Annotated in this window: 17 protein-coding genes and 1 pseudogene; 3 read left to right on the top strand and 15 right to left on the bottom strand. The window is 75.9% G+C overall.

Going from position 1 to position 18883, the window contains the following annotated elements:
* Window positions 1-20: 20 nt before the first annotated feature.
* The 13 genes and pseudogenes from ACFYZ3_RS18760 to ACFYZ3_RS18700 form a co-directional block, all read right to left on the bottom strand.
* Window positions 21-917: a glycosyltransferase family 2 protein gene (locus tag ACFYZ3_RS18760; RefSeq protein ID WP_388518684.1), complete on the bottom strand. Its 897-nt coding sequence runs from the start codon at window positions 915-917 to the stop codon at window positions 21-23.
* The gene (locus tag ACFYZ3_RS18755) at window positions 914-1885 is read right to left on the bottom strand and encodes a glycosyltransferase family 2 protein (RefSeq protein WP_388518682.1); all 972 of its coding nucleotides are present in this window, start codon (window positions 1883-1885) and stop codon (window positions 914-916) included. Before ACFYZ3_RS18755 ends, ACFYZ3_RS18760 begins: the two co-directional genes overlap by 4 nt.
* Window positions 1882-2919 carry a glycosyltransferase family 9 protein gene (locus ACFYZ3_RS18750; RefSeq protein ID WP_388518758.1) on the bottom strand — a complete coding sequence of 346 codons (1038 nt, stop codon included), beginning with the start codon at window positions 2917-2919 and terminating at the stop codon, window positions 1882-1884. Before ACFYZ3_RS18750 ends, ACFYZ3_RS18755 begins: the two co-directional genes overlap by 4 nt.
* A gap of 470 nt (window positions 2920-3389) precedes the next feature.
* A complete protein-coding gene (rfaE2, locus tag ACFYZ3_RS18745; protein ID WP_388518679.1) occupies window positions 3390-4760 on the bottom strand; it encodes a D-glycero-beta-D-manno-heptose 1-phosphate adenylyltransferase in 1371 nt (456 codons plus the stop codon).
* 17 nt (window positions 4761-4777) lie between these two features.
* The gene (locus tag ACFYZ3_RS18740; RefSeq protein WP_388518676.1) at window positions 4778-5446 is read right to left on the bottom strand and encodes an SIS domain-containing protein; all 669 of its coding nucleotides are present in this window, start codon (window positions 5444-5446) and stop codon (window positions 4778-4780) included.
* Complete coding sequence (locus tag ACFYZ3_RS18735) at window positions 5443-6663, bottom strand: glycosyltransferase family 4 protein (RefSeq protein WP_388518673.1); 1221 nt, start codon at window positions 6661-6663, stop codon at window positions 5443-5445. Before ACFYZ3_RS18735 ends, ACFYZ3_RS18740 begins: the two co-directional genes overlap by 4 nt.
* Entirely contained in the window at window positions 6660-7610 is a 951-nt protein-coding gene (locus ACFYZ3_RS18730; RefSeq protein WP_388518670.1) for a glycosyltransferase, read from the bottom strand. The genes ACFYZ3_RS18735 and ACFYZ3_RS18730 overlap by 4 nt, the downstream gene beginning before the upstream one ends.
* Entirely contained in the window at window positions 7607-8614 is a 1008-nt protein-coding gene (locus ACFYZ3_RS18725; RefSeq protein ID WP_388518668.1) for a glycosyltransferase family 9 protein, read from the bottom strand. Before ACFYZ3_RS18725 ends, ACFYZ3_RS18730 begins: the two co-directional genes overlap by 4 nt.
* Window positions 8611-9171 carry a hypothetical protein gene (locus ACFYZ3_RS18720; RefSeq protein WP_388518761.1) on the bottom strand — a complete coding sequence of 187 codons (561 nt, stop codon included), beginning with the start codon at window positions 9169-9171 and terminating at the stop codon, window positions 8611-8613. The genes ACFYZ3_RS18725 and ACFYZ3_RS18720 overlap by 4 nt, the downstream gene beginning before the upstream one ends.
* An 81-nt stretch (window positions 9172-9252) precedes the next feature.
* A pseudogene (locus ACFYZ3_RS18715) lies at window positions 9253-9816 on the bottom strand (D-glycero-alpha-D-manno-heptose-1,7-bisphosphate 7-phosphatase); the annotation flags it as partial.
* The gene (locus ACFYZ3_RS18710; RefSeq protein WP_388518665.1) at window positions 9813-10847 is read right to left on the bottom strand and encodes a glycosyltransferase family 2 protein; all 1035 of its coding nucleotides are present in this window, start codon (window positions 10845-10847) and stop codon (window positions 9813-9815) included. The gene ACFYZ3_RS18710 and the pseudogene ACFYZ3_RS18715, both read right to left, overlap by 4 nt.
* A complete protein-coding gene (locus ACFYZ3_RS18705; protein WP_388518662.1) occupies window positions 10844-12484 on the bottom strand; it encodes a carbamoyltransferase in 1641 nt (546 codons plus the stop codon). Before ACFYZ3_RS18705 ends, ACFYZ3_RS18710 begins: the two co-directional genes overlap by 4 nt.
* Window positions 12485-12649: 165 nt before the next feature.
* On the bottom strand, window positions 12650-13657 hold the full coding sequence (locus ACFYZ3_RS18700) for an NAD-dependent epimerase/dehydratase family protein (RefSeq protein ID WP_388518659.1): 1008 nt from the start codon (window positions 13655-13657) through the stop codon (window positions 12650-12652).
* A 128-nt stretch (window positions 13658-13785) separates the two neighbouring features.
* On the opposite strand from ACFYZ3_RS18700, the gene ACFYZ3_RS18695 reads away from it, so the two are divergent.
* The 3 genes from ACFYZ3_RS18695 to ACFYZ3_RS18685 all read left to right on the top strand — a co-directional run bounded on the left by ACFYZ3_RS18695 (window position 13786) and on the right by ACFYZ3_RS18685 (window position 16036).
* On the top strand, window positions 13786-14607 hold the full coding sequence (locus ACFYZ3_RS18695) for a polysaccharide deacetylase family protein (RefSeq protein WP_388518657.1): 822 nt from the start codon (window positions 13786-13788) through the stop codon (window positions 14605-14607).
* Window positions 14608-14628: 21 nt separating this feature from the next.
* On the top strand, window positions 14629-15069 hold the full coding sequence (locus ACFYZ3_RS18690) for an SRPBCC family protein (RefSeq protein ID WP_388518654.1): 441 nt from the start codon (window positions 14629-14631) through the stop codon (window positions 15067-15069).
* Window positions 15070-15154: 85 nt separating this feature from the next.
* Window positions 15155-16036 (top strand): endonuclease/exonuclease/phosphatase family protein, encoded by an 882-nt coding sequence (locus ACFYZ3_RS18685; protein WP_388518651.1) that lies wholly within the window; start codon window positions 15155-15157, stop codon window positions 16034-16036.
* 72 nt (window positions 16037-16108) lie between these two features.
* Here the strand turns inward: ACFYZ3_RS18685 and ACFYZ3_RS18680 are convergent, their stop codons facing one another.
* Window positions 16109-17260: an XdhC family protein gene (locus tag ACFYZ3_RS18680; protein WP_388518648.1), complete on the bottom strand. Its 1152-nt coding sequence runs from the start codon at window positions 17258-17260 to the stop codon at window positions 16109-16111.
* An 88-nt stretch (window positions 17261-17348) separates the two neighbouring features.
* Window positions 17349-18806, bottom strand: coding sequence for an NCS2 family permease (locus tag ACFYZ3_RS18675; protein ID WP_388518646.1), 1458 nt, complete (start codon window positions 18804-18806; stop codon window positions 17349-17351).
* Window positions 18807-18883 lie beyond the last annotated feature (77 nt).

The following is an 18883-nucleotide window of genomic DNA, read 5'->3' as shown; positions in this document are numbered from 1 at the left end:
GCACGGCGACGGGCCCGGGGTCAGCCGGTGTAGCTGCGGGCCGTCGAGTCGCGCTGGGCGGGTTCCAGCGAGCGCAGTCGCGCCTCGACCTCCGGCGGCAGCACCCGGCGTTCGCGCAGCACCCACGGCAGGGCGGCCGTCGCCTGGGCGAAGGCGCGCAGGGACGCGGTGTCGCGGGGGACGGTGCGGGCCAGGTGGAGGGTGCGGCGCAGGGCCGGGCCGACCGGGCGGCGCAGCCAGGTGAACCACAGGGTGTTGCGGATGCCGTGGGACCGGCGCACGGTCGAGTCCCGTACGCCGGAGGGATGGTGATGGATCGTCAGGTGGTCGGCGTACGTCAGCCACCAGCCGTTCGCGGCGAGGTCGGCGGCGAGCAGCTCCTCCTCGCCGCCCAGCCACAGCCGGGGGTGGAAGCCGCCCGCGGTCCGGAAGGCGTCGGTGCGCAGGACGGTCGCGGCGGCCAGGAAGGAGCCGAGCGCCGGCCCCGGGAGCCAGCCGGGGCGGGGCACGGGCGAGTCGCGCAGTTCCTCGACGATGGGGTCCTCGGTGCCGTCCGGTTCGACCAGGATGCGGGCGGTGACCGAGCCGACCGCCGGGTACCGGTCGAGCAGGTCCGCGGCCCCGGACAGGGAGCCGGGCGCCCACCAGGAGTCGTCGTCGCAGAAGGCGACGTAGGGGGTGGCGATCTGCCGGACCGCCAGGTTGCGGCCGACGGCGCCCAGGTTGCGGCCGGGGCGCAGGAGCCGTACGCCGGGGTGGTGGCGGGCGACGGCGGCGGCGGTGCCGTCGGTGGAGCCGTTGTCGGTGACGATCACCGCGGGCTGCTCGGGGAGTTCGGCCAGCCGGTCCAGGGTGCGCAGGAGTTCGGGGCACCGGTTGTGGGTGATGACAACGACGGTGGTCCGGGCGTCCGTCATGAGGCCGCTCCGCCGGGTCCGCCGGGTCGACCGGGTCCGTCGGGCCGGCCGGGTCCGTCGAGGAGGCGTGCGGCCCGTTCCACGTGCGGCGGCAGGGGCCTGCGGGCCCGCAGGGCGGCGGGCAGGCGGGTGAGCGCCTCGCGCAGGGCGTGCCGGGCGTGCGGGTCGCGGCGGGCGTCGGCGGCGAGGGCCCGGGTGCGGGCCAGCGCGTGCGGCAGGGGGCGGCGCAGCCAGGCGGTGAGGAGTTCGTTGCGCCGTACGACGGCCGGGCGGCCGGTGCGCGGGCGGGGGTGCGGGTGGTGGTGGGCGATGACGTCGGGGCAGTGCGTGACGCCCCAGCCGCGGGCCGCCAGGTCGTAGGCGAGGAGGGTCTCCTCGCCGCCGAAGAAGAGCAGCGGGTGGTAGCCGCCCGCGTCGAGGTAGGCGGTGCGGCGGGCGACGGCGGCGCAGCCGAGGAAGCCGAGCACCTGGGTTCCGGGGAGGTCGGTGGCCGTGCCGAGCGGGGAGTCGGCGAGCTGGTCGTTGAGGGGGTCGGCGGCGTCGCCGGGGCCGACGAGGGTGCGGGCGGAGAGCAGGCCGAGCCGGGGATGCCCGTCGAAGTGCCGGGCGGCGGCGCCGAGGGCGCCCGGCGCCCACCAGGAGTCGTCGTCGCTGAACGCGACGTACGGGGTGTCGAGGGCGCGCACGCCGTGGGTGCGGGCGAGGGCGCCGCGGTTGACCGGCAGGGCGAGGACGCGGACCTGGGGGAAGTCGCGGGCCAGCATGGCGCGGGTGTCGTCGGTGGAGGCGTTGTCGACGACGAGGACCTCGGGCCGTTCGGGCAGGGCGAGCAGGTTCCGCACGGTGACGGCGAGGCTCGCGCGGCGGTCGCGGGTGGCGATGACGATGCCGACGGGGGCGGGTTTCGTGGGGTCGGTGCGGGTCCGTTCGCGGGTGACCGTCGGGCCGTGGTGCGCGGGGTGGCTCATGGTGCCTCTTCCGGGGCGTCCTGGGTCTCGGTCTCCGGGGCGTCGAGTACGTCGAGGGCTTCGAGTACGTCGAGGGCTTCGAGTACGGCGTCGGGGGTGATCCGCAGCAGCGCGGGGTCGGTGCGGCGGCCGTGCGGGTCGCCGTCCGGGCCCGGATGCCACAGGGCGCGGTGGCGGGGGTGGGACGGCGGGCCCCAACGGCTGGGCGGGACCGGGCCGAAGAGGGTGACGGAGGGGGTGGCGTGGGCGACGGCGAGGTGGGCGATGCCGGTGTCGCCGCTGACGACGGCGCGGGCGTCGGCGACCAGGGCGGAGAGCCGGTGGTAGGGCAGGCCGCCGCCGAACACGTCCGTGTCGGGCAGGTCGGCGAGCTTGGCCAGCCGGGCCACCAGGTCCGCCTCGTCCGCTCCCCCGGTGACCACCACCCGGCGCCCGCGTGCGCGCAGCGCCTCGGCAACGGCCGCGTACCGTTCCACGGGCCAGCAGCGGGCGGGGGCGCCCGCGCCGGGGTGCAGTACGACGGCGCCGGGGGCGGGGGACGGTGCGTCGGGGCGTGGCAGCCGCAGGTCGCGGGGGTCGGCGTCGATGCCGTACGCGCGCAGCAGGCGGCACCACCTCTCGCGCTCGTGTTCCTCGGCGTACCAGGGCGGGCCGTCCACCTCGGGGGTCCCGGGGTGCGCGAACGCCAGCAGCCTCCGCGGGCGCAGGCGGGCGAGGAGGCGGTGACTGGGCGGCCCGTTGCCGTGCAGGTCGACGGCGACGTCGGGGGGCGGCCCGGTCCAGTCGAGGGTGCGCGGGACGGCCCGCCCGGGTGCGGCGGCGGGCAGTACCCGGTCCACGGCGCCGGTGGCAGCGGCCACGGGGGCCAGCTCGGCGGGGGCGGCCAGCACCAGCTCGTGCCCGGGGTACGCCCGCCGCAAGGCCCGCAGGGCGGGTACTCCGGCCAGCAGGTCGCCGAGCCCGAGGGCACGCAGCACCAGCACGCGGGGGGCGCCTCCGCCCTCGCCGCCGACCGGGTCCGGTCCGCCCCGCACCGCCCCGGCGACCGGCGGGTGGACGGGATCCCCGGTCACCGGCCCACCGGCCGACCCGGGGATCCCGGATCCGCCCTCTCCCGGCCGGGACTGCGGCACCGGCGCACCCGTACCGGCCTCCCGGCCGCCCGCGGACACGTCACGACCGTCCACCGGCCGGGCCGGGGTCCCGCCACGGACGGCGCGGACCTCGTGCCCCCGGCCGGCTGCGCCCCGGTCCCCGCCGCGCCGCCCGGCGCCGGCGCTCCCGCCGGCCGCCGCCTCGACCGGTTTCCCCGGGGCCGGGCCGGCCGGTGGACCGTCGTGCGCGGTGGTCGGCGCGGGCCGTGGTCCACGGCGGGTGGGCCGCGGTCCCGGCGGACGGAGCGCGTGCGTCGGCGTGGGCGGGGCGGTCGGGCGGCTCACGGGGGCCGCGGGCGGTGGAGCGCCCGGCGCTGCGCCGACGAGGGGGCGGGCCGGGGCCTCGGGGCTCATCGGGGGGCCTCCGCCGCGCGGGCCAGCAGGGCGGTGGAGGAGCGGCCGTCGAGGTAGGGCAGGAGGACCGCCTGTCCGCCCCACTCCTTCAGGAGCCCGGCCTCGGGGAGGTCGGCGCCGGCGTAGTCGCCGCCCTTGACCCAGACGTCGGGGCGCAGTTCGCCGAGGAGGCGTTCGGGGGTGTCCTCGTCGAAGACGGCGACCGCGTCGACGCAGGCGAGGGCGCGCAGGACGCGGACGCGGTCGGCGAGGGGGTTGACGGGGCGGCCGCCGCCCTTGCGGCGCCGGACCGAGGCGTCGGAGTTGACGCAGACGACGAGGCAGTCGCCGAGCCGCCGGGCGGCCTGGAGGAGGCCGACGTGTCCGGCGTGCAGGAGGTCGAAGCAGCCGCCGGCGGCGACGACCGTGCCGTGTTCGGCGCGGATCCGGGCGGCCAGGGCGCCGGGGTCGTCGGTGTCGGGCAGTGCGGCGAGCGCCCGGTCGGACCCGGCCGGCGGCACGGCGGCCGCGCCGCCCGCGGCGACGAAGGCCGTGGCGGCGCCCACCGCGCCCTCGACGGCCTCACCCACCAGCGCGCCGTCGGCGAGCAGCCCGGCCGCGGTGGCCGCGAACCGGTCCCCCGCGCCGCAGGAGTCGCCGTGGTGGGCGGCGGGCGCCGGGACGAGCAGGGGGTGTTCGCCGTAGGACAGGAGCGCGCCGCGCGAGCCGAGGGTCACCGTCACGGCGGCCACCCGCCAGTCGCGTACCAGGGCGGCGGCGTCGAGCGCGACGGCGCGCAGGCCGCCGCCCGGGCGGCCCTCGGACGGCGCGAAGCCGTGGGCCTCCTTCTCGGCGGGCGTCACCAGGCGGGTGCCGGGGACCGGCGGGCCCCCGCGCGGGTGCGGGTCCCAGACCAGCGGCGGGCGCGCGGTGAGCACGTCGCGCAGGGCGTCCGCCGCGCCGCGGCCGTAGTCCGAGACCAGGACGGCGCGGGCGGAACGCAGCGCGTCTCGGGCCTCGTCCGTCGCCTCGCGGACCCGGCCGCCGCCGCGGTCGAGGCGGACCACCGGGCGGTCCTGGGCGAGGACGCGGGTCTTCTCCGGCACCGTGCCGGTCAGCGGCAACGGGACCAGCTTCAGCCAGGGGGCGAGCAGTTCGCGCAGGGCGAGACCGGCCGGGTCCTCGCCCACACCCGCGATCAGCGTGACCTCGCGGCCGTCGCGGGCGGCGAGGTACGCGGCGAGGGCTGCGCCGCCCGGGCGGATGCGCTCGGCGCACTCCTGGACGACCGGTACCGGCGCGTCCGGTGCGAGCCGGTCGGCGGTGCCGGTCAGGTCGCGGTCGAGCAGTGCGTCGCCCACGACGACCAGGGGGGTCCTGTCCCTCATGACGGCCATGTGCCCCGTCACCTCCGCTTCCGCTGCGCAGCGCGCCCCGCGCGTCCCGTACTCGCCGCGCGTCCCTTACTCGCCGCGCTCCCCGCGGCCGGGGTACCGCGCACGCCCCGCTCCAGGGCCGCGTCGAAGGCCGCGCAGATCATGTGGACGGCGACCAGGTGGATCTCCTGCACGGTGGCCGTCGACGGCGCCTCGACGCACAGGGACTCGTCGCTGCCCGCCATGAGCGGGTTGGGGGCGCAGCCGGTGAGCGCCCACACCCGGACCCCGGCCGAGCGGGCCGCGTCGGCAGCGGAGAGCAGGTTGGCGCTGGCGCCGCTGGTGGACAGCAGCATCAGGACGTCGCCCTCGCGGCCGTGGGCGCGGACCTGGCGGGCGAACACCTCGTCGACGCCGTAGTCGTTGGCGATGGCGGTGGTGGAGGAGGTGTCGGCGTGCAGGGCGATCGCGGAGAACGGCGGGCGGTCGTCGCGGTAGCGGCCGACGAGTTCGGCGGTCAGGTGCTGGGCCTGGGCGGCGCTGCCGCCGTTGCCCGCGGCGAGCAGCCGGCCGCCGCCGCTCAGTACGGCCGCGAGCCGGTCCCCCCAGCGCTGGGTGACGTGCGCGGAGGTCCGGAAGGCCCTCAGCGCGTACTGGAGTTCGTCGCAGTGCCCGACGCCGGGCGGATGCGGCGTCACGACGCCACCCCCGTCGTCACCGCGTGCTCGGAGCGGGTCAGGCGGTACACCTGTTCCGCGCCGTCGGCGACGCGCGCCCAGGTGTAGTGCCGCAGCACGCGCTCGCGGCCGTTCCTGCCGTACTGGCGGCGCAGCCGTTCGTCGGCGAGGAGTTCACGGGCGGCCTCCGCGACGGCCTCGGGGTCCTGCGGGGCGACCAGGCGGCCGGTGACGCCGTCGGCGACCGAGTCGCGGTGGCCGCCGACGTCGGTGGCGAGGACGGGCACGCCGCACGCCATGGCCTCCAGCGGCACGATGCCGAACGGCTCGTACACGGGGGTGCACAGCACCAGGTCGGAGCTGCGGAGCAGGGCGGGCATGTCGTCCGGGTCGACCGCGCCGAGCAGCCGGACCCGGTCGGCGACGCCGGCGCGGCGGGCGATGCCGGTCAGGCGCCGGGCCTCGGGTTCGGTCTCCAGGGCGCCGGCCGGCGGGCCTCCGGCGACGAGGAGTTCGGCGTCGGGGATGCGGGCCAGGGCGCGGACGGCCTGGTCGTAGCCCTTGCGGGGGACGAGTCGTCCGCAGGCGAGCAGCCGGTGCCGCAGGCGTCGTTCGGGGGTGCGGCCGGTGTCGGCGGCGGGGTGGAAGTGCTCGGCGTCCACGCCGCAGGGCACGACGGAGACCTGCCGGGGCGGGACGCCCATGTCGCCGAGTTCGACGACCTCGTCGGTGCAGGTGGCCAGGACACGTTCGCAGCTCCGGCCGAGCTGCCGTTCGATGCCGATGCGCTCGTAGGGGCTGGTGTCCCGCATGCCCTGGTGGCGGCGCTTGACGGTGCCGAGGGCGTGGAAGGTCTGGACGAGCGGGATGCCGTGCGGGCCCGCGCCGATCTGCGCGGCCATGCCGGACATCCAGAAGTGGGCGTGCACCACGTCGGGCCGCTCCCGGGCCCAGGCGCGGGCCAGGTGGGCGCCGAAGGCGGGCATGTGCGGGAACAGTTCGTCCTTGGGGACGGACACGGGTGGCCCGGCCGGCACGTGCTCGACGACCGCGCCGCCGGGCAGCGGCACCCGGTCGGGCAGGCCGGTGGCGTCCCGGCGGGTGTAGACCGTGACGTCGTGGCCACGCCCCGCCAACTCCTCCGCGAGACGGGCCACGTAGACGTTCTGTCCACCTGCGTCCACGCCACCGAGCGCGGCGAGCGGGCTCGCGTGCTCGGACACCATGGCGATCCTCATCGGGTCACCTCCTTGAGCAGCCGCTCCCAGTCGTCCAGGAAGCGGGGCAGCCCGTAGTGGGCCAGGGCCGCCGCACGGGCCGCCTCCCCGACCGCCCGCGCCTGCGGCGGGTCGGCGAGGAAGTCGCGTACGGCGTCGGTCAGTACGTCGATGCGGTTGGACACCACCCCGGCGCCGGGCGGCACGGCCTCGGTGACCTCGGTGGTGGCGAGGGCGACCACGGGCATGCCCAGATGCATGGCCTCCAGCAGGGACAGGCCGAGGGAGGTCCAGCGGACGGGGTGGACGTAGACGCGGCGGCGGGCCAGCTCGGTGTGCAGCTCGCTCTGCGGGACGTCCTGGGTGCGGCAGCGGCCGGGCTCGACGCCGAGGTGCTCGGCGAGTCCCTCGGTGCGCATGCCGAACACGTCGAGCGGGGCGGCCCGCGCGAAGGCGGGGAGCAGGTCGGTCCCGGTCGTGCGGCCGCGCCTGATCGGCTCGTTGACGACGACGGCGGCGCGTTCCAGCTCGCCGGTCCAGCGGTGGCCGGGGTCGACGACGCCGTGCTCGACGACGGTGGTCGGGGTGGCGCCCGCGTCCCACATCAGCCGGTTGAAGTGGGTGACGTGGACGAGGGTGACGCCCGGGAGGTCCGCGGCCGGGTGGCGGGTGCGGGGCACGTCGCCGTCGGGGGCGTTGTGCTCCAGGTAGACCAGCGGCGGGCGGCGGCCCAGCCAGCGGTCGACCAGGTCGAGTTCGTGCGGGCGCTGGAGGACCACGAGGTCGATGTCCTCGTCCCGCAGCCGCTCCGGCGGCACCTCGACGACGGAGTCGGGCCAGTCCCAGGTGCGGGCGCGGCCGAGGCCGTCGGGTCCGCGGTCGGGGGTGACGGGGACGAGGTAGGTGTGCGGGCCCTGCACGAAGGCCGTGGTCCACGACCCGTGCACGTGCCACATGAGGATCCTCATGTCTCCCCCATCGGCTTCTCGACGAAGATCAGCTTCTCGACGGCGGCGGCCACGTCGGTGGCCGTCACGGTGTTCAGGCAGGGGTGCCCGGGGACGGGGCAGTCCCGGGCCCTGCTGTCGGCGCAGGGCGCGTCCTGGTCGCCGAGCAGGACGTAGGGCACGCCGTACGGACGCCAGCGCTCGGCGGGTACGACGGGGGCGAACAGGGAGACGACGGGGGTGCCGACGGCGGCGGCGAGGTGGGCCGGCGCGGTGTTGCCGGTGACGACGGCGGCGGCGCCGGCGAGGACGCCGGCCAGTTCGGGGGCGTCGGTGCGGCCGCCGAGGTCGGTGCCGTGCCGGCCCGCGACGTGTGCGGTGAGGTCGCGCTCGCCGGGGCCGCCGGTGACCAGCACGCGGTGTCCGGCGGCGGCGAGTTCGCGTACGGCCTCGGCGGCACGCTCGGGACTCCAGGCGCGGGCGGGGACGCTGGCGCCGGGGTGCAGGACGACGTAGGGGCCGGGCCCGGTGAGGGCGTCGGCGCGCGGCGGTGTGCGCACGCGCAGCCGTCCGTCGTCCGGCGCGGGGAACCCGGCCGCTTCGGCGAGGTGGAGCGCGGCCTCGGCCTCGTGGGCGTGCGGGGCGCGGTGGTGGCGCAGGTCGAGGAGGGAGCCGGGGTAGTCCTCGCTGTCGGCGGCGATGTACCGGACGCCGGCGAGGCGCAGCACCAGGGCGGTGGGGAGCGGGGACTGGTGGAAGGAGGTGAGGATCAGCGCGGTGTCGGCGTCGATCCGGGTGACGAGCGCGTCGATGTCCTCGCGGCCGACGTCGGGCGGCTCGAAACCGCCCCACGGCGCCTCCCACACCATCACCTCGTCGACGCCGGGCAGCAGCCGGGCGGCGGGCGCGCCGCGGGACCCGCACAGCAGGGTCACGTGGTCGGCCCGCGCGGCGACGGCACGCACGGCGGGCCCGGCGAGCAGCACGTCGCCGAAGCTGTCGAGCCGGGTGACGAGCGCCTTCATGACGACCTCCCGTGCCTGTCGCCGACACCGCGCGTACGGGCCGCCCCGGTGGCGGGCGCGGTGCGCGACCGGGCCCCCGCGGGGGCGTCCCCGCCCCGGCCGGGGGCACGGACCGGGTCCGGGGCCGCTGTCCGGCCCCGGTCGGGGGCGACGACCGGTCCGCGGCGGCGCTCGTGCGCGTCGGGCCCGGTCCCGCCGCGTTCGGCGGCGGGGCTCGCACCCCCGCGTGTGTCCGGGGCCGCCGGAGCCCTCGGGGCACGGCCCGCCGCCGCGGCGTTGGCCTCGCCGCCGCCACGACGGCTCACGTGCGCACCCCGCCTGCTCCCGCCCGGCGCGGCGGCGCCGCGGCCCCTGCCGTCGCCGTGGTCGCTGCCGTCGCCGTGGTCGCTGCTGTCCTGGACGGCCGGCTGCATCGAGGCGCGGTCGGCGGCCCCGGCGGAGGGGTGGTCGCGATCGCTGTCGGCCTCGCTCGGCGGGCCCTCGGGGGCCGGTCGGCGGGCGGCGTTTCGGGGGGCGAAGACGCCTCGCCCCGGAGACGTGGGGGACGCGGTCGCCACGGGAGGGGACTGCTCGTCGTCGGCGGGGGCGGCGGTCCACGGACCGGTACTCGCCGGGCCCGGCCGGTACGCCGCCTCGATGGGCCGCTCGTTCGCCAGGACCCGCCCCCTGGGCGGGCCGTCGACGAGGGCCCGTACGGCGGTGAGGAGGTCCGGGGCGACGTGGGCCGCGGCGGCCGTCTCCTCCGGGCGGGTGCGGTCGTTGGGGACGAGGATGCCGTGGGCGCCGGCGCGTTCGGCGGCCTCCGTGTCGGCGCCGATGTCGCCGATGACGACGCAGTCGGCGGGGGCTGCGCAGACGCGGCCCGCCGCCCACAGGACCAGGCCGGGCTGCGGCTTGCGGCAGTGGCAGCCGTCGTCGGGGCCGTGCGGGCAGACGGCTCAGACGTCGAAGGGGCCGGTCAGTTCGTCGATGCGGCGGTTGACCCGCCGGACGTCGGCATCGCTGATCAGGCCGCGGGCCACGCCGGACTGGTTGGTGACGACGCCGACGCGGATGCCGTGGGCGCGCAGCAGTGCCACCGCCTCGCGGGCGCCGTCGACAGGGCGGACCCGGTCCGGATCGCCGTTGTAGGGGACGTCGTGGACGAGGGTGCCGTCGCGGTCGAAGAGGACGGCCTTCACGGCGTTGCCGGGGGCGCTCATGCGGCCACCTCCCGCCATGCGGGGGCGGAGCGGTGGCGCCACAGTCCGCCGAGCCGGTGCCAGGTCGCGGCGGGCGGGATGAGCACGCTGGTGACCAGCATGGTGGTGATCTCGTGCCGGGTGCGCGGTCCGGGCGCGATGCGGGCCCAGGCGAACTCGGCGGTGCCCGCGGCCCAGCCGGCCCCGGCGAGGGCGGCGGCACGGGGCCGTCCGGCCACCGCGAGGGCGAGGGCGGCGGCACCGGCGGCGGTGATCGCCGCGTGACGGCGGATCCGGCCCCGTGGGGCGACCGCCTTGGCCCACCAGTCGGGGCCGTGCAGCCGCCGCATCAGGGCGTCGTCGGCGTTGCCGCGCTGCTGCTTCAGGGAGACCCAGCGCGCGGCGGGGCGTACGGGGTGGCGGGTGGTGCGGCGGCCGCGCCGGATGCGCCAGCCCGCGTCGAGGACGCGCAGCGCGAGGTCGGCGTCCTCGCGGAAGGCGCGGGTGAAGCGTTCGTCGAATCCGCCGACCTGTTTGAGCACGTCGGTGCGGTAGGCCATGTCGGCGGTGATCCACCGGGCCTGCGCGAGACCGGCGGTGCCGCGCTCCCAGTCGGTGGGGCGGCGCTCCCCCGGCAGCGGCACGGCGATCACGCCCTGCACGGCGCCGGTGTCGGGTGCCGCCTCGGCGAGGTCCTGGATCAGCTGGTCGCACCAGTGCGGGCCGACCTGGACGTCGTCGTCGAGGAAGGCGGTCCAGGGTGAAGTAACCGCGCGGGCACCGGTGTTGCGGGCGGCGGCGGGCCCGCGGCCCCCGCTGCGCAGCACGACCGTGCGTTCGCGCAGGTCGCCGAGGACCGTCAGGGCATGCTCCAGCGCGCCGGTGTCGGCGTCGGGTTCCGGCCGGTCGTCGACGAGGACGATCTCGTCGGGGTCGGGACCGTGCGCGGCGACCAGGGCGGCCAGGCAGTCGGCCAGCGTGTCGCGCACGAGGGTGGGGACGACGACGGCGTAGCCGGTGCACGGGCCGCCGGTTCCGGGGGCGGTGCTCATGTGAACGCCCGTCCCCGGCGCACCGCGAACGGGCCGATGGCCAGCAGGTCGACGGGCGCCGAGCCGAAGCACTCCAGTGCGTCGCGCGGGTCGTCGACCATGGGCCGCCCGGCGGTGTTGAGGCTGGTGTTGACGACGACCGGCAGTCCGGTGCGCCGTTCGAAGGCGGCCAGCATGCGCGCGACGAGCGGCTCGCGGCGCTCCTCGACGGTCTGGATGCGGGCGGTGCCGTCGACGTGGACGACGGCCGGAATCCGGTCGCGCCAGGCAGGGTCGACGTCGTGCACGAAGAGCATGTACGGGCTGGGGAGGGGCCCGGTGAAGATGTCGGCGGCGCGGTCGGCGAGCACCATGGGCGCGACGGGGCGGAACTCCTCGCGGCCCTTGACGTGGTTGAGGCGTTCGAGGTTCTCCGACCGTCCGGGGTGGGCCATCAGGGAGCGGTGTCCGAGGGCGCGCGGCCCGAACTCGCTGCGGCCCTGGAACCAGGCGACGACGCCGTCCCGGGCGAGTTCCTCGGCGACGGTCTCGGCGATGTCGTCCGGCTCCTCGTAGGGGATCGCGGCCGTCTCCAGCCAGGCGCGGATCTCCTCGTCGCGCCAGCCCCGCCCGAGGTCGGCGCCGGGCATCGGCTCGGGGGCGGCCCCCTCCTGGGCGGCGGCGACGTGCAGCGCACCGCCGAGCGCCGTGCCGGCGTCACCGGCGGCGGGCTGCACCCACACGTGCCGGTACGGGCCGCGGGCGGCGATCTTCGAGTTGGCGACGCAGTTCAGCGCGACGCCGCCCGCCATGGTCAGGGCCTGGCCCCCGGCCTCTCCGTGCAGCCAGTGGACCAGTTCGAGGAGGAGTTCCTCCAGGACGGCCTGGGTGCTCGCGGCCAGGTCGGCGTGGTCCTTCGTCCAGTCCTCGCCCTTGGCGCGCGGCGGGGCGAGGGCCGCCCAGTCGACGCCGTGGGCGCGGAATCCGCCGTCGCCGGTGGCGTGGATGTGCTCGCGGAGCCGGTCGAGGTGGCGGGGAGTGCCGTAGGAGGCGAGGGCCATCACCTTGTATTCGTCGCTGCTGCGCAGGAAGCCGAGGTGCTCGGTCAGTTCCTCGTAGACGAGGCCGAGCGAGTGCGGCAGCGCCTGGGTGGCGAGGACGTCGAGCTTGCCGTCGCGGTAGCGGCCGGCCAGATGGGAGGCGGACTCGCCGCGGCCGTCGAGGACGAGGACGTCGTTGTCCGGGTGCGGCGAGGCCGGGCCCGCGGAGGCGGCGTGCGCCACGTGGTGCGGGACGAAGACGACCCGGTCGGGGTCGAGCCCGGGCAGCGCGTCGGCGAGGAACTCGGGGGCCCGGCGGGCGTACTCGAGGCGCAGCGGGTCCCAGGGGTCGTCCAGTCCCATGTCCCGGGCGGGCCGGGCGAGTTTGGGGTCGAAGGAGTAGGCGACGGCGTCCAGCTCCCCCGGCCGCACCCCGGCGTGCTCCAGGCACCACCGCGCGGACAGCTCCGGGACCTCCCACGCGGAGAAGGGCACCGGGCGCTTGCCGTGCTTGCGTCGGCTGAACCGCTCTTCCTCGGCGGCCGCAACGGTCCGGCCGTCGACGACGAGCGCGGCGGCCGGGTCGTGGAACAGGGCGTTGATACCAAGGATGCGCATGGGGCGGGCTCCTCTCTCGGCGTCGCGGGTGCCGCGGGGCGGTTGCCTCAAACACTTGGAGACAGGTCACTTGCGGAGATAAGCGGAATTGTCGCTGTAAGTGACCATCCTGGGTCTGCGTTCGGCCGCCCCCCGGGCCTGCATCGGCCGCCTCCGGGGCCGCGTTCAGGCGGCGACGGCGCGTGCGAACCAGCCGATGGTCCGCTCCAGCCCCTCGTTCCAGCTCACGCCCGGCCGCCAGCCCAGCCGTTCCCGGGCCAGCGTGGTGTCCGGCTTGCGTCGGCCGGGGTCGTCGACGGGGCGTTCGACGAAGCGGATGCGGGAGCCGGAGCCGGTGAGGTCGACGATCCGGCGGGCCAGTTCCAGCATGGTGATCTCGTCGTCGCCCCCGATGTTGATCGGCCCGCTCTCCCCGGATCCGGCGAGGGCCAGGACGCCCGCCACGGTGTCGTCGACGTAGCACAGGGAGCGGGTCTGGCCGCCGTCGCCGGCGACGGTGAGCGGCATGCCGTCCAGCGCCTGTGCGATGAAGGTCGGGACCGCCCGGCCGTCGCCGGTGCGCATGCGGGGGCCGTACGTGTTGAAGATCCGGACGATGGCGGCGTCGGTGCCGTGCACCTGGCGGTGGGCGGTGACCAGGGCCTCGGCGAAGCGCTTGGACTCGTCGTAGACGCTGCGCGGGCCGATCGGGTTGACGTTGCCCCAGTACGTCTCGCGCTGCGGATGCTCCAGCGGGTCGCCGTAGACCTCGGAGGTGGAGGCGAGCAGGAAGCGGGCGCCGTCGGCGTGGGCCCGTTCCAGGGCGTTGCGGGTGCCGGTGCTGCCGACGTCGAGGGTCTGAAGGGGCAGCCGGAGGTAGTCGACGGGTGAGGCGGGGCAGGCGAAGTGCAGGACCAGGTCGAACCGGCCGGGCAGGCCGCGCAGGGCGGCCGGGTCGGTGGCATCGCCGCGGACGAACCGGAATCCGCGCCGCCGCTCCAGGTCGGCCACGTTGGCGCGGGAGCCGGTGGCCAGGTTGTCGAGGCAGACGACCTCGGTACCCGCGTCGAGCAGACGGCCGCACAGGTGGGATCCCACGAACCCCGCTCCGCCCGTCACCAGGGCCCGGCGCCAGGCGCGTCCGCTCACGGAGGACTCGCTCACGGGGGTCTCGCTCACGGAGTTCTCGTTCACGGGGTCTCCTCGCTCTCACCGTCACTTGCGTGCCGGCTGAGTAACCCGGTGAAGACCACCACTACCCCGAACGCACATTCGAGGGGGCACTATGAACCGCGTATATACACGCGGCGTATAGTCCTCGCATGCCTTCGCTGACCAGGAAGACGACGAATACGGGGACCAGGTTGCGTGTGCTCGCGACCTTCGCCGCCGCGGCCTCGCTGACCCTCGCGCTGAGCGGCTGCACGAAGCTGGAGACGCACTCCCCCAGCTCCGTCCGCAACGCCGCCGACACCGTGTCGGCCGTGCCGGCCGACACGGCCGGCACCCAGGCCCGCGCGGGCGGGCTCGGCACCGTCGACTGTGCGCACGCCAAGTGCATCGCACTGACCTTCGACGCCGGACCGAGCGAGAACTCCGCGCGGCTGCTCGACATACTCAAGGAGAAGCAGGTCCCGGCGACCTTCTTCCTGCTCGGCAAACGGCACATCGACACGTATCCCGAGCTTGTCAGGCGCATGGCCGACGAGGGCCACGAGGTGGCGAGCCACACCTGGACGCACAAGATCCTCACGGACGCCGAGCCGGACGAGATACGCGAGGAGCTGGAACGCCCCAACAAGGAGATAGAGCGCCTGACGGGCAAGCGGCCGACCCTGATGCGCCCGCCGCAGGGCCGCACGGACGACACGGTGCACGACATCTCCCGCGAGCTGGGCCTTGCGGAGGTGCTGTGGACCGTGACCGCCAAGGACTACAAGACGAACGACTCCGACCTGATCACCGAGCGGGTCCTGGACCAGTCGTCCCGGGACGGCATCATCCTGCTGCACGACATCTACGACGGCACCGTGCCCGCCGTGCCCGGGATCATCGACGCGCTCAAGAAGCGGGGCTACGTCTTCGTGACGGTCCCCCAGCTCCTGGCCCCCGGGAAGGCCGAGCCGGGCAAGGTGTACCGCTGACGGACGTGCCACGATCGTCCGGTGGCCGTCTTCTCGCTCGAACGCACCGCTCCGCTCGCCCCGGCCGAGGCCTGGCGCCGGCTCACCCGGTGGGAACGGCACGGCGACACCGTGCCGCTGACCCGGGTCACCGCCGAACCGCCCGGCCCCACCCGCCCGGGCACGCTGGTCGTGGCCCGCACGGGGGCCGGGCCGCTCGCCTTCGACGACCCGATGGAGGTGACGCTCTGGGAGCCCCCGCGCGCGGACGCCCCCGGCCGGTGCCGACTGGTCAAGCGCGGCCGGGTGGTCCGCGGCCGGGCGGAGATCGAGGTCGGTACGGCGCCCGGCGGCCGGGCCCGCGTCAGGTGGCGCGAGGAGCTGGACGTCCGGCTCGTGCCGCCCCTCCTCGACGGCCTCCTGGGCCGCGCGGGGCGCCACGTCTTCGGCCGCACGGTCGACCACCTGCTCCGGCAGCCGTGAACCGGAGGTTGCGGGCGGGGGACGGGCCGCGGGCGGGATCGCGCCGCACGCCTCGCGGACGCCGTTTCCCGCGTACCGTGCCGGCATGTCTCTCAGAGCGCGCACCTTCACCCAACTGTCCCTCGCGGGTGTCTTGTTGACCCTGGCCGTGACCGCCCAGCCCGCCTCCGCCACCGACCGGGGCCACTCGGTCCCGCTGCGCATCGCCACGTACAACATCCACGCCGGGGCGGGCTCGGACGGCGTCTTCGACCTCGACCGGCAGGCCGCCGCGCTGCGCGCCCTCGACGCGGACGTGATCGGCCTCCAGGAGGTCGACGTGCACTGGGGAGCCCGCAGTGAGGGGCTCGACGTGGCCGGGGAACTGGCCCGGCGGCTCGGCATGCGGGTGTCCTTCGCGCCGATCTACAGCCTCGACCCCGCGACGGCGGGGGAGCCCCGGCGCGAGTACGGCGTGGCGGTGCTGTCCCGCTTCCCGGTCCGTTCCGCGACGAACCACGAGATCACCCGCCTGTCCACGCAGGACGAGAACCCGGTACCGGCCCCGGCGCCCGGCTTCGGCGAGGTGACGCTGAAGGTGCGCGGAGTGCCGGTGCAGGTGTTCGTGACCCACCTCGACTACCGCGCGGACCCTGCGGTGCGCCAGGCCCAGGTCGCCGACACCCGGCGGATCATGGCCCGGGAGCGGGCGGAGCTGCCGGGCGCGCACCAGTTCCTGCTGGGCGACTTCAACGCCGAGCCTTCGGCACCCGAGCTGGCGCCGCTGTGGAAGGAGCTGCGCGACGCGGGGGCGGGGACCCCCGCGACGTATCCGGCCGAGGCCCCCGTGAAGCGCATCGACTACGTGACCGCAGGCAAGGGCGTACGGGTGCGCGCCGTCGCGGTCCCAAAGGAGCCCACCGCCTCCGACCACCGCCCGGTGGTCGCGGACGTGTCCCTGCCCAGAAGGTCCCCCGGCCGGGGCTGAGACCGGATCTTCGGGCCTCTGCTGCCGACCGTGCGTCGACTCACGTCACCCACACCATGGTCGGCGCCTCGTCTACGCCACCGACCCGATGCGCCCCGTCGGGGCCGGCGGGCCGTCGTGGTGGATGGGGGTGTGGGCGCCGGTCAGGGAGGCGCCCGTACCGCCGTGGCGGGTCGCGACGATCTCGGCGGCCATGGACAGGGCCGTCTCCTCGGGGGTGCGGGCGCCGAGGTCGAGGCCGATCGGCGACCTGAGGCGGGCCAGCTCCAGGTCGCTCACCCCGGCCTCGCGCAGGCGTGCCTCGCGGTCCAGGTGGGTGCGGCGGGAGCCCATCGCGCCGACGTACGCCACCGGGAGGCGCAGCGCCAGCCGGAGCAGCGGGATGTCGAACTTGGCGTCGTGGGTCAGGACGCACAGCACCGTACGGGCGTCCACGGCGGTGCGGGCGAGGTACTCGTGGGGCCACTCGGCGACGATCTCGTCCGCCTCCGGGAAGCGGGCCCGGGTGGCGAAGACGGGGCGGGCGTCGCACACCGTCACGTGGTAGCCGAGGAACCCGCCGACCCGGACCAGCGCCGAGGCGAAGTCGATCGCGCCGAAGACGATCATGCGGGGGGCCGGGACGGAGGACTCGACCAGCAGGGTGAGCGGTGCTCCGCAGCGCGAGCCCTGCTCACCGAGCTCCAGCGTGCCGGTGCGCCCGGCGTCCAGGAAGGCGCCCGCCTCGGCGGCCGCCGTGCGGTCCAGCTCGGGGTGGCCACCGAGTCCGCCGGTGCGGGAGCCGTCCGCGCGGACGACGAGCGCGCGGCCCAGCAGCTGCGCCGGGCCGCTCACGACGCGTGCCACGGCCGCCGTCTCTCCGTGTGCGGCGGCGGCGAGGGCCGCGGCCAGGGCGGGCCGGACGGGGTCGCCCGTCCGTACCGGGGCGACGAGGACGTCGATGACCCCGCCGCAGGTCAGACCCACGGCGAAGGCGTCCTCGTCGCTGTACCCGAAGCGCTCCACGACGGTGCCGCCGTCCTGGAGGGCCTGCCTGCACAGCTCGTACACGGCTCCCTCCACGCACCCGCCGGAGACCGAGCCGACCACCGTGCCCTCGGCGTCGACCGCGAGGGCGGCGCCGGCCGGCCGGGGGGCGCTGCCGCCGACGGCCACCACGGTGGCCACGGCGAAGTCGCGTCCCTGCTCGACCCACCGGTGCAGCTCGTCGGCGATGTCCAGCATCTGTCGGTCCTCCTCGATCCTTCCGGTCCTCCTCGGACCTTCCGGCCTCCTCGGACAACGGGTACGTGAAGGGTTCCCGTCGCGGCGGCTAGTGCACGCCCAGCCAGCTCTCGATCGGGTTGAGGGCGAAGTAGACGACGAAGATCACCGTCAGGGCCCACATGAACGCGCCGATCTCCCGCGCCTTGCCCTGCGCGACCTTGATGGCGACGTAGGAGATGACTCCGGCGGCGACACCGGCCGTGATGGAGTACGTGAACGGCATCAGGACGACGGTCAGGAAGACCGGGATAGCGGTGGCCCGGTCGGCCCAGTCCACGTGCCGGGCGTTCATCATCATCATCGCCCCGATGACGACCAGCGCGGCGGAGGCGACCTCCTGCGGGACGATCGCGGTGATCGGGGTGAAGAAGAGGCATGCCGCGAAGAACAGGCCGGTGACGACCGAGGCGAGCCCGGTGCGGGCGCCCTCGCCGACGCCGGTCGCGGACTCGACGAAGACGGTCTGGCCGGAGCCGCCCGCCACGCCGCCGATGGCACCGCCGGCGCCGTCGATGAACAGCGCCTTCGACAGGCCCGGCATGCGGCCCTTGTCGTCGGCGAGCTTGGCCTCGGTGCCGACGCCGATGATGGTGGCCATCGCGTCGAAGAACCCGGCGAGCACCAGCGTGAAGACGATCATGCCGACCGTCATCGCGCCGACCTCGCCCCAGCCGCCGAACTCCAGATCGCCGAAGAGCGAGAAGTCCGGCATGGAGACCGCGCTGCCGTGCAGTTCGGGGGCGCCGTTGGCCCACTGCTCGGGGTCGATGACACCGGTGGCGTTGAGGATCGCCGCGACGATCGTGCCGGTGACGATGCCGATCAGGATGGCGCCGGGCATGTTGCGGGCCTGGAGCATGAAGATCAGCAGCAGGGTGCCCGCGAAGAGCAGGACCGGCCAGCCCGCGAGTTCCCCGGCCGGGCCGAGGGTGAGCGGGGTCGCCTTGCCCGCGTGCACGAAGCCGCCTTTGACCAGGCCGATGATGGCGATGAACAGGCCGATGCCCATGGTGATGCCGTGCTTGAGGGCGAGCGGGATCGCGTTCATGATCATCTCGCGGAGCCCGGTGACCACGAGCAGCATGATCACCACGCCGTACATCACACACATGCCCATGGCCTGCGGCCAGGTCATCTGGGGGACGACCTGCCCGGCGATCACACCGGACACCGAGAGCCCGGCGGCCAGGGCGAGCGGCACCTTGCCGACGAAGCCCATCAGGAGCGTGGTGAGCGCCGCGGCGAACGCCGTCGCGGTGATCAGGGCCTTCTGGCCGAGGGTGTCCCCGGCGGCGTCCTTGCCGGACAGGATCACGGGGTTCAGGAGGACGATGTACGCCATCGCCATGAAGGTGGTGATGCCGCCGCGCACCTCACGCGCGACCGTGGATCCCCGGTGGGATATGTGAAAGTACCGGTCGAGCCAGGACCGTCCGCCGGGGACGCGGGAACCCGCGCCCGCCTCTTCGGCGGTGATCTCGGGCTCCACTGACTGCTGGGTCATGGGGCCGTCTCCCAAGGTTCATAGGTGCACCCGGCCGGCCGCTGGGGCGGCCGCGGGATTTGGGATATGCACGACCC

Origin of the sequence: Streptomyces sp. NPDC001599, assembly GCF_042893535.1 — a bacterium.
In the GTDB taxonomy this organism is placed as follows: domain Bacteria; phylum Actinomycetota; class Actinomycetes; order Streptomycetales; family Streptomycetaceae; genus Streptomyces.
The sequence above is the reverse complement of the archived record's forward strand: the minus strand, read 5'-3'. Positions and strand labels throughout refer to the sequence as shown.

Excerpts from the sequence above, each read along its gene's own strand:
- ACFYZ3_RS18730 (WP_388518670.1), bottom strand. The coding sequence starts at position 7,610 with ATGAGGATCCTCATGTGGCACGTGCACGGGTCGTGGACCACGGCCTTC.
- ACFYZ3_RS18710 (WP_388518665.1), bottom strand. The coding sequence starts at position 10,847 with ATGAGCACCGCCCCCGGAACCGGCGGCCCGTGCACCGGCTACGCCGTC.
- rfaE2 (WP_388518679.1), bottom strand. The coding sequence starts at position 4,760 with ATGAGGGACAGGACCCCCCTGGTCGTCGTGGGCGACGCACTGCTCGAC.
- ACFYZ3_RS18680 (WP_388518648.1), bottom strand. The coding sequence starts at position 17,260 with ATGCTGGACATCGCCGACGAGCTGCACCGGTGGGTCGAGCAGGGACGC.
- ACFYZ3_RS18695 (WP_388518657.1), top strand. The coding sequence starts at position 13,786 with ATGCCTTCGCTGACCAGGAAGACGACGAATACGGGGACCAGGTTGCGT.
- ACFYZ3_RS18735 (WP_388518673.1), bottom strand. The coding sequence starts at position 6,663 with ATGAGGATCGCCATGGTGTCCGAGCACGCGAGCCCGCTCGCCGCGCTC.
- ACFYZ3_RS18760 (WP_388518684.1), bottom strand. The coding sequence starts at position 917 with ATGACGGACGCCCGGACCACCGTCGTTGTCATCACCCACAACCGGTGC.
- ACFYZ3_RS18685 (WP_388518651.1), top strand. The coding sequence starts at position 15,155 with ATGTCTCTCAGAGCGCGCACCTTCACCCAACTGTCCCTCGCGGGTGTC.
- ACFYZ3_RS18725 (WP_388518668.1), bottom strand. The coding sequence starts at position 8,614 with ATGAAGGCGCTCGTCACCCGGCTCGACAGCTTCGGCGACGTGCTGCTC.
- ACFYZ3_RS18755 (WP_388518682.1), bottom strand. The coding sequence starts at position 1,885 with ATGAGCCACCCCGCGCACCACGGCCCGACGGTCACCCGCGAACGGACC.
- ACFYZ3_RS18675 (WP_388518646.1), bottom strand. The coding sequence starts at position 18,806 with ATGACCCAGCAGTCAGTGGAGCCCGAGATCACCGCCGAAGAGGCGGGC.
- ACFYZ3_RS18705 (WP_388518662.1), bottom strand. The coding sequence starts at position 12,484 with ATGCGCATCCTTGGTATCAACGCCCTGTTCCACGACCCGGCCGCCGCG.